At 57.4% G+C, this 8,421-nt stretch carries 8 protein-coding genes and 1 pseudogene; 2 read left to right on the top strand and 7 right to left on the bottom strand.

The genetic code is table 11. The annotated features are described in order from the left end of the window. The 7 genes and pseudogenes from ABYV26_RS02905 to ABYV26_RS02875 all read right to left on the bottom strand — a co-directional run. Positions 1–732, bottom strand: a pseudogene (locus ABYV26_RS02905) ([Fe-S]-binding protein); the annotation flags it as partial. A 70-nt stretch (positions 733–802) separates the two neighbouring features. Beyond that, positions 803–1,558 (bottom strand): NAD-dependent deacetylase, encoded by a 756-nt coding sequence (locus ABYV26_RS02900; protein WP_372677996.1) that lies wholly within the window; start codon positions 1,556–1,558, stop codon positions 803–805. Positions 1,559–1,624: 66 nt separating this feature from the next. After that, positions 1,625–2,464 carry an MBL fold metallo-hydrolase gene (locus ABYV26_RS02895; protein ID WP_372677994.1) on the bottom strand — a complete coding sequence of 280 codons (840 nt, stop codon included), beginning with the start codon at positions 2,462–2,464 and terminating at the stop codon, positions 1,625–1,627. A 26-nt stretch (positions 2,465–2,490) separates the two neighbouring features. Next, on the bottom strand, positions 2,491–3,324 hold the full coding sequence (locus ABYV26_RS02890) for a 50S ribosomal protein L11 methyltransferase (protein WP_372677992.1): 834 nt from the start codon (positions 3,322–3,324) through the stop codon (positions 2,491–2,493). 13 nt (positions 3,325–3,337) lie between these two features. Then, positions 3,338–4,015 carry a CBS domain-containing protein gene (locus ABYV26_RS02885; RefSeq protein ID WP_372677990.1) on the bottom strand — a complete coding sequence of 226 codons (678 nt, stop codon included), beginning with the start codon at positions 4,013–4,015 and terminating at the stop codon, positions 3,338–3,340. Positions 4,016–4,224: 209 nt separating this feature from the next. Beyond that, positions 4,225–5,175 (bottom strand): histone deacetylase, encoded by a 951-nt coding sequence (locus ABYV26_RS02880; RefSeq protein WP_372677988.1) that lies wholly within the window; start codon positions 5,173–5,175, stop codon positions 4,225–4,227. A gap of 27 nt (positions 5,176–5,202) precedes the next feature. Beyond that, on the bottom strand, positions 5,203–5,952 hold the full coding sequence (locus tag ABYV26_RS02875; RefSeq protein ID WP_372677986.1) for an AAA family ATPase: 750 nt from the start codon (positions 5,950–5,952) through the stop codon (positions 5,203–5,205). A 421-nt stretch (positions 5,953–6,373) separates the two neighbouring features. Between ABYV26_RS02875 and ABYV26_RS02870 the strand changes: the two genes are divergently transcribed. Then, positions 6,374–6,691 (top strand): phasin family protein, encoded by a 318-nt coding sequence (locus ABYV26_RS02870; RefSeq protein ID WP_372677984.1) that lies wholly within the window; start codon positions 6,374–6,376, stop codon positions 6,689–6,691. Between the two features lie 10 nt (positions 6,692–6,701). Next, positions 6,702–8,399, top strand: a complete 1,698-nt coding sequence (locus ABYV26_RS02865; protein ID WP_372677982.1) for an ABC1 kinase family protein — start codon at positions 6,702–6,704, stop codon at positions 8,397–8,399. Positions 8,400–8,421 lie beyond the last annotated feature (22 nt).

Raw genomic sequence — 8,421 nt, 5'->3', positions numbered from 1 at the left:
GTAAAGGATGCCCGCAATCAGGTCGCCGCCGAAGTAGCTGCCCACATTGGGAAAGATCAAGGCCCTCGCGGTGGGATGAAGGTCGATGCCCAGTTCGGCTGCCCTGATGACGCCGGGCCGGTTCACCACCGGGATATATGGCTCCCGGATCATCCACCGGGGGTTGAAACCCATCAGCAGGTGGGTCATGGCCGTGTTGCCGGCAACTGACATCAGGTGGATGTTTGTGCGGGATATGCCGCATCGGTCGCACAGGATCCTCAGAGCATCATTGATGCCGTCGACGATGAGTTGGTTGAGCTGTTTCAGGCCGTCGGGTTTATCGACGTGGTGGATGCGGGTCAGCACATCGGGACCGACGGCGATCTGGGGGTTGTCGAACACCGATTCACTCAGGTGAGTGCCTGTGGAAAGATCGATGATGCGCAGCACCACGCGGGTGGTGCCCAGATCAACGGCCAGGCCGCAAAGGGTGTCTGCGCTGTCCGGTGCGGCCAGGTGAGCCAGAATACCGTTGCCGCCGCCATCTTTGAACAATACGGCGGTGGCCTGGAAATTCCATTCCCGCAGTCGGGCGGACAGCTGTTTCAGCTGGTCCAGATCCATGTGGACGGTCCGGGTCCCTAAGGCCTTGTTCAATGCTGCCGCCAGCCGGTCGGCGTCGGCGGTGTTGTCCCCCAGGGAAGGTGGGGGCACGGTGACCTGTTTCACCCAGCGGTTGTCGTGTGTCATAGGGGTTCAAGGGTTCAAGGGTTCAAGGGCTGATTTTTTTTCGGAAGCTTGCGGGAAGCACTATGGGTAGTCAAGGGGATGCCCGCCGCCGCCGGATCGCTTGGATCAACCGGGGCATGATGCTGCCGGCACCGCCCAGCAGGGGCAGGTCACTGATGCGCGAGGTGAGTGGCGTAGGCTCAGGGTTGATCTCGATAATGACGGCGCCGTTGTCCTTGGCAATGTATGGCATGGTGGCTGCCGGCTGTACCGTGGCTGAGGTGCCGATCACCAGCATGGCGTCGCAGGCTGCCGACACCCGTTGGGATCGGACGAGCGCATCCTGGGGGATCATCTCGCCAAAAAAGATACAGTCGGGTCGAAGGATGCCGCCGCAGCTGCATCGCGGGGGCATTTGCGCCAGGTCCACCTGTGAGGTCTTAATGCGCTGGTTGCAGTCCAGACAGGATTGCCAGGCAAAATTGCCGTGAAATTCAATCACGTCGCTGCTACCCGCCATCTGATGTAGGCCGTCCACATTTTGGGTAATGACGGTCTTCAGGATGCCAAGTCGTTCCAGATCGACCAGCCCGGCATGTCCGGGGTTGGGCCGGGCCGTGTCCAGCAGGGTTTTCATATCCTTGATCAGCAGGTTCCACACGGTCTCCGGATCGTCCAGAAACGCATCGATGTGGGCGACTTTCATGGGGTCGACCTTTTCCCACAGGCCGCCTTTGCCGCGAAAGGGCGGAATACCGCTCTCCACGGAGATGCCGGCGCCGGTCAGGGCCACGGCCCGCTTGGCGGTGCTCAGAACGTCGGCGGCGGGTTCAATCAGGTCAGACATGGCTGGGTGTTATGACTGGTGTGGGATCGGGTGCGGTTGTCATGAGATCTCAGATCAAAGGGCGGCCTATACCGTAAAGGTCATGTCCGTGCCCACTGCGAAGCACTCCAGGGCCTGGCCCTTTTCGGTGATGATTTCCCGGCAGTGTTTCACGATCGCATCCATTTGGTCGTCGGTGCGTTCCTGGTTCAGGTGAAACAGGCCCAGGCGTTTGACCCCTGCCGCAAATGCCAGCCTCAGGGTATCGGTGTAGGAGGAGTGTCCCCACTCGATGAGCTTGCGGTACTCTTTTTCGGTGTATTCACCGTCGTGGATCAGCAGATCTGCTCCGGTACAGAATTCCACATATTTTTGGAAGGGCAGTCCCCCGTGATGAACGAACCCCAATTCATTGTCGGTGAGGAATACGAAAGTCTTCCCGTTTTCAATGAACTTGTATCCCTTGCCGGTATTGGGATGACTAATGCGGATGGGGACCACGGTTGCCGACCCGATCTGAAACTCCGCCGGATGGCCTTCCTCCCAGACGATCTTCGCCTTGAGGTCAGAATATCGCACCGGGAAATTGGGCGGCGCCATCACCTTGGAAAACATGCTCTCCATGAACTTTTTGTGGAACGGCGCCCGGTGCATGTGAATCTCGGTGCGGCTCAGAAACAGGGGCTTGAAGAAAGGGAACCCCATAAGGTGGTCCCAGTGGCCGTGGGTGAGCAGGAAGTTGTAGCGGTAGCGGCCTTGATCGATGAGGTGGTTGCCCAGCCGGCGAATGCCGGTGCCGGCATCCACGATAATGATGTCGTCGCTGTCCGTGTGGATTTCCATGCAGGTGGTATCACCGCCGAACTTGATGTACTCTTTTCCGGAGACGGGTATGGACCCTCTGGAGCCCCAGCACGTGATGACCATGGTCAGTCCTTATTTATCTCCGCAAGTCAATACGATGCACCGTAGAAGGTGTGCCAGATACCGTCTTGATCCCATCGGCGAATTATCTCCACCGGAAGATCGGCCAGCGTCGATTCGATTCGTGCGGCTTCACTGCGCATCAGCCCGGATAAGATGAAGCGCTTTTTCTTCAAAAAACCCGAGGTGCCTATCAGGTTTTTCATCACATCGTAATGGATGTTGGTTACCACAAGATCGCTCGTAAAGTCCATAAATTTCTCGGCATCCCCCTGTACCACGAGTATCTGCTTTGACAGAGTGTTGAGCTCAACGTTCTTTTGCGCGGTGCGGGCGGCCAGCAAGGTCAAGTCGGCGGCCAGGACTTTCGGGCATCCCATCCGGGCAGCCGCCAGGGCCAGCAGTCCGGTGCCCGTACCCAGGTCCAAGGCGCTTCGGATGGGGGTGTCTTCGAAAGCCAGCTGCAGGGCCTCCAGGCAGTCTCGGGTGGTGGGGTGGGTACCGGTGCCGAAAACGACGCCTGGATCGAGGATGATCGTGGTGTCGGCGTTCATCTTGTCTATATCGAACCACGGGGGGGAGATGGTAAACCGGCCGATGCGGCTGGGCAGGATGTCGCCGCCCTGCCACTGTTCATAGGTCATGTGATAGTGGTCCAGCAGTTCCAGGCCCGCCAGACGATTGACGGTCGACTCAACAAGGGCCATCTTCGGCCGGGTAAAAAAGAGAAAGGAGAATTCTCCCTCTTCCCAACTGCCGATGTAGTGTTCCGGGTTGAATGCCCGGCCCGGACGGAACCGTCCGGACAGGTAGTAGATGTAAAGGTCTTGGTAGGGATTGGCCTCAAGGGTTGCAGGCTGCATGTTCGCTGACCGCCTATGGTTTTTTGGGCAGCTTGTCCAGGTACCAGTCCATGGGATTGATCAGCTTGTATCCCATCGCGGCCAGCTTTTTCTTGACTTTGGACACGTTGTTGGTGAGCAGGTAGGGAAATACCGCCCGTTTGCCCTCATCCCAGGTCCGGGCCACCAGAACGCTGCCGAATGAAATGTTCTCATCGGTGATGGCATCCACGATTTTTTTCATCTGACCGACTTTTTCTTCAACCTCGATGCCCACCAGCGTTCCGGGCTGGCCTATGCCCAGGACATTGATGAACGCCCGCAGCAGATCTCTCACAGATAAAATCCCTTGGAGCTTGCCCTCGTTGTCCACCACGGGAAAGGCGCCCACTTTCTCCTTTTGGATCATCAGCAGGGCGTCCTGGATGGTGTACATGGGAGAAATCGTCTTGGGATTGCGGGTCATGATGTCTTCCACCTTCAGATGGGCCAGCTTCTCCCGCTCCTGAGCCACGCCTTTATCCTTGATCAGGCTGTAGGGCATGACACTGCGGATATCCCGGTCAGTGACGATGCCGGTCAGACGGTTGTCGGCGTCAACGACAGGCAGGTGTCGAATGCCGTTGGCCGCCATTTTTTCTTGGGCTTCAAAAACGGATGCATCCTTGTCGATGGTGATGACTTGTGAAACCATGGATCGGCTGACAAACATGTTCATATCCTCCAAGCAATCAGTAGTGAATCCCCATCCATAAATGGCATCTTGTGGCCCATATCTGCGTTCTCGGATTAGTGAAATCCTCGACGTAGCGCCGCTACGCCTGTGGTTCCAATAATCCTGCGGCCTTGATCTGAGCCACAATCTACCTTTTCTGAATGGACATCCGAAAAGGTATTTAAATTAAAATCTGTTATCCGTTTTTAGCCGTTTAGCAGAATCCGGACGTGGTTGGCGGCCAGTTCCCCCAGCCGATTCAGGCAATAGCCTCCTTCAAGCACCGAAATCACCCGGCCGGCGGCATACTGGTTGCCCAATTTCATGATGGTTTCCATGATCCAGGAAAACCCCTCAGTGGAGAGGTTGATGTCAGACATGTCGTCGTCACGGTGACCGTCGAAGCCGGTGGAGACGAGGATCACTTCCGGTTTGAACCGCTCGAATGCCGGCAGCAGATCGTTTAGGATCAGCTGTTCGTAGATGTCGTCCCCCTGGCCGGGCAATACCAAGGAATTTTTCGTAAACCCTTGACCGTCCCCCGCGCCTTCTTCAAATTCGCGGCCGGTTCCCGGAAAGGCGAAGGAGGGGTGCTGGTGAATACTGTAGTAGAATACCGTAGGGTCCTGTTCGAAAATGTGCTGGGTGCCGTTGCCGTGGTGGACGTCGGAGTCGATGATGCCCACCCGCTGAATATCGTGCTCCATCTGCAGGTAGCGGGCGGTAATGGCGACATTGTTGAAATAGCAAAACCCCATGGCCTGATCCCGCTCGGCATGGTGACCGGGAGGACGGACGGCGCAGAAAGCGTTGTCGAGCTCACCCTCCATGATCCGCCTGGCGGTGTCCAGGATGCCCCCCACCGCGAGGTAGGCGGTTTCGTAGGTATCCACGCACATTTGGTTGTCGGGATAGTCGAAGGTCCGGTTGCCGGAAAGGCAGATCTCCTCGAAGCGGCGGATGTAGTTGGGGTCGTGGACGGTTTCAATCCACTTGGGATCGGCACGAACCGCCGGAATGAGGGTCAACTGATCGATCAGTCCGGCTTCCTTGATGCCGTTGTACACCGCGATGAGCCGGTCGGCCATCTCCGGGTGATAGGGTCCCGTGTCGTGAAGCAGATACCTGTTGTCATGCAAATAGCCGGTTCTCTTCATAGGCTTCCTCTTCCGGTGGGTCCGGGATTAGGGGATGATTTTGTCGAAGATGGCATAGGCCGCATTCAGGGCCGGGTTGCCGTCATCGATGTCGATGGTGGGGCGGCCGTCCATATCGAATTCGTACACCTGCTCATCATCCGGGATGACGCCGGCCAGTTCCAGGCCGTTGCTGTCGAGCATCTCCTTGACCACCTCGGACGGATCGCTCTTGGCCTGGTTGATGATGATGTAACTTTTTTCCACACCGATATTCAGGTCTTTGGCCAGTTGGTGGATGCGCAGTCCCGCCTGCAGGCCCCGGCGGGAGGTGTCGGTGACGATGAGAAGGACATCCACGTTATTGGTGGTGAGCCGGCTCAGGTGCTCCATGCCTGCCTCGTTGTCCATGACCACGTAGGGATAATTGCCGGACAGGCGCTCCAGAAAACCGGTCAGCAGGGTGTTGGCGGCGCAGTAGCAGCCGGCCCCCTCGGGCTGGCCCATGACCACCAGGTCGAAGCCCTGCTGCTCCATGACGGCCTGCTCGAGCCGCATGGACATGAACACGTCCTTGGTCATGCCGCTGGGCACGATGCCCTTTTTCATCTCTTCACGGGCGTTGCCCAATGTGTCGGTCACTTCCAGGCCCAGGATTTCGTTCAGGTTGGCATTGGCATCGGCATCGACGGCCAGCACCGGGGATTTGCCCCGGCTGACCAGATATTTGATCAACATGCCGGAGACGGTGGTTTTCCCGGTCCCCCCTTTTCCGGCCATGGCAATGGATACTGGCATGATGGTGTGCTCCTTTATTCAGTTTACATTTGTGTCCCGGCGGCTAATCAGCGCCGGACGACCCACAAATCATTAAGCCAGTTGGGGAAAACAGTCAAGGAGATTGTCCAGTGTGATTTTTTCTTGTCGACGGGTCTCTTCGGGCCTTGAAATGCCGCTGCCACCCCCAGCGATCGGCTTGACAGCCCGGATGGCGGATCGTCTGAATCTGGTGTAAAGCAAACACCTTGCTAAGACAAGGGCCTTGTGTTAAATTCCCGTTATCGTTTCCCCCGGACAGATGACGGGTCAACCGGGTTTGGCCTGCCGATTAACCCATTTTCGTCATGACATCGTGCGTGGCATCCAGTAGCCGGCGGACGCGCTGCCCTCGGTTGCCGGTTTAACTGCGATATTTTTTACTATAGTGAAGGAGACACCGATGTTTGATCTGGTCAGAAAGAGCATGCTTGCCGGCGTCGGCCTCGCCCTCAAAGCCTGGGACGAGGTGGAGGATTTGGCCAAGGAGGTGGCCGAACAGAGTAAAATGACCGAAACCGAAGGTCGAAAGTTTGTCGACGAGATTCAAAGCCGATACGAAGACGCCCAGAAGAAATTGGAAGAACGCGTGGAAAAGAGCGTCAAGGAGCTGCTCAAGAAAGCCGACGTGGTGACTCAGGACGAGCTCAAGGGATTGAAAAAAGAGATTCGTGACCTGAAGAAGCTGATCAGCAGCCAGGGCGAATCGGAAGCGTCTTGATGCGGCCCGCATGATCAGCATACGCAAAATCGGTGTGATCGGCCGCACCTATAGAAACCTGAACCGCTATCGGCAGATCCTGTCGGTGCTCTTCAAATACGGTTTCGATGATATCGTCGAACTCCTCAAGATCGATCAGTACATCGAAATCGGGCTTCAGATGATTTCCCGTAACCGCGGTGAACGCGTGGAGCGGCTGTCCCGTGCGGTGCGTGTGCGGCTGGCCATTGAAGAATTGGGCCCCACCTACATCAAGATGGGCCAGATTCTGTCCACCCGTCCGGACTTGGTGCCCGTGGATTTTGTCCGCGAGCTGGCCAAACTTCAGGACAAGGTTCCCGCCTTTCCGTTTTCCGATGTCACCCGCATTATCCGCGAGGAGACCGGCCGGCCGGCCGATAGGCTCTTCGATCGGTTAGACCCCGAGCCACTGGCATCGGCATCCATCGGGCAGGTTCACCGGGCCCGCCTCAAAGACGGCGAAAACGTCGCCGTTAAGGTCCAGCGTCCGGGGATCCGTAAGCTGGTGGAGGTGGATCTGGAGATCATGCTACACCTGGCCACCCTGGCCGAGCGGCATATCGAAGAGTTGGCCCACCACCGTCCGGTGAAGATCGTCGAGGAGTTTGCCCGCTCCATCGAAAAGGAGATGGACTATACCCTGGAAGCCACCAGCATGGAACGGGTTTCCAGAGCCTTTCTACACGACGCGTCCGTTTATATCCCCAAGGTTTACCGGGAGGCTACCACCGAGCGTGTACTGACCACCGAGTTCGTGGACGGTATCAAGGTCTCTCTGCTGAACCGGCTGGACGAGGATGGCTACGATCGCCGGCTGATCACCTGTCGCGGCGCCGATATCCTGCTGACCCAGATTTTCGAACACGGCTTCTTCCACGCCGATCCCCACCCCGGCAATCTCTTCGTCCTTCCCAACAACGTGATCTGCCTGCTGGATTTCGGTATGATGGGCACTGTGGACCGCAACACCCGTGAGGCTTTCGTGGAGTTGGTGGACGCCGTGGTGCGCCGCGACGAACCGCGTACCACCCAGGTGATGCTCAAGTTGACCCTCTGGGAAGAAGAGCCTGACCTGCGCCTGCTGGGCAAGGACGTGGCCGACTTCATGGGAGAGCACCTCTACAAACCGCTCAAGGACATCCAGATCGGCAAGCTGCTCCACCACCTGCTCGAACTGGCCGCGCACCACCGGCTGCGCATCCCGCCGGAGGTTTTTTTAATGATGAAGGCGCTCAGCACGGTCGAAGGGGTGGGGCTGATGCTGGATCCCGATTTCGACATCATCGCCCACGCCGAGCCTTTTATCCGGCAGGTCAAGCTCTCGCGTTTCTCCGCCGAACGCCTGGGCAGCGATGCCGTGAGTATCTTCGCCCAATACATGGATTTCATCCAGGAGTTCCCCAAGGACCTGCTGGAGATCACCCGCACCATCCGCCAGAAGAAATTCACCTTCATGCTGGATCTGAAAAGCATGGAGAGCATGCTCTCCACCCACGATCAGATTAGCAACCACATCTCTTTTTCGATCATCATCGCCGCGCTGATTATCGGCTCTGCCCTGATCGTCATCTCCAAAACCCCGCCGCTGTTTTACGGTATCTCGCTGATCGGCATCATCGGTTTTCTGGCCGCTGCCGTCATGGGCATTTGGCTCCTGGTCGCGATCGTCAAGAAGGGCCGGCTATAACCGGCCGCTGAATTGGGGTTGC

The organism is Desulfosarcina sp. (assembly GCF_041551955.1).
Taxonomy (GTDB): domain Bacteria; phylum Desulfobacterota; class Desulfobacteria; order Desulfobacterales; family Desulfosarcinaceae; genus Desulfosarcina.
This window is presented reverse-complemented; position numbering and strand designations above follow the sequence as displayed.

Bases quoted from the DNA above. Each gene is read 5' to 3' on its own strand.
- ABYV26_RS02900 (WP_372677996.1), bottom strand. From the start codon at position 1,558: ATGTCTGACCTGATTGAACCCGCCGCCGACGTTCTGAGCACCGCCAAG.
- ABYV26_RS02895 (WP_372677994.1), bottom strand. From the start codon at position 2,464: ATGGTCATCACGTGCTGGGGCTCCAGAGGGTCCATACCCGTCTCCGGA.
- ABYV26_RS02890 (WP_372677992.1), bottom strand. From the start codon at position 3,324: ATGCAGCCTGCAACCCTTGAGGCCAATCCCTACCAAGACCTTTACATC.
- ABYV26_RS02885 (WP_372677990.1), bottom strand. From the start codon at position 4,015: ATGTTTGTCAGCCGATCCATGGTTTCACAAGTCATCACCATCGACAAG.
- ABYV26_RS02880 (WP_372677988.1), bottom strand. From the start codon at position 5,175: ATGAAGAGAACCGGCTATTTGCATGACAACAGGTATCTGCTTCACGAC.
- ABYV26_RS02875 (WP_372677986.1), bottom strand. From the start codon at position 5,952: ATGCCAGTATCCATTGCCATGGCCGGAAAAGGGGGGACCGGGAAAACC.
- ABYV26_RS02870 (WP_372677984.1), top strand. From the start codon at position 6,374: ATGTTTGATCTGGTCAGAAAGAGCATGCTTGCCGGCGTCGGCCTCGCC.
- ABYV26_RS02865 (WP_372677982.1), top strand. From the start codon at position 6,702: ATGATCAGCATACGCAAAATCGGTGTGATCGGCCGCACCTATAGAAAC.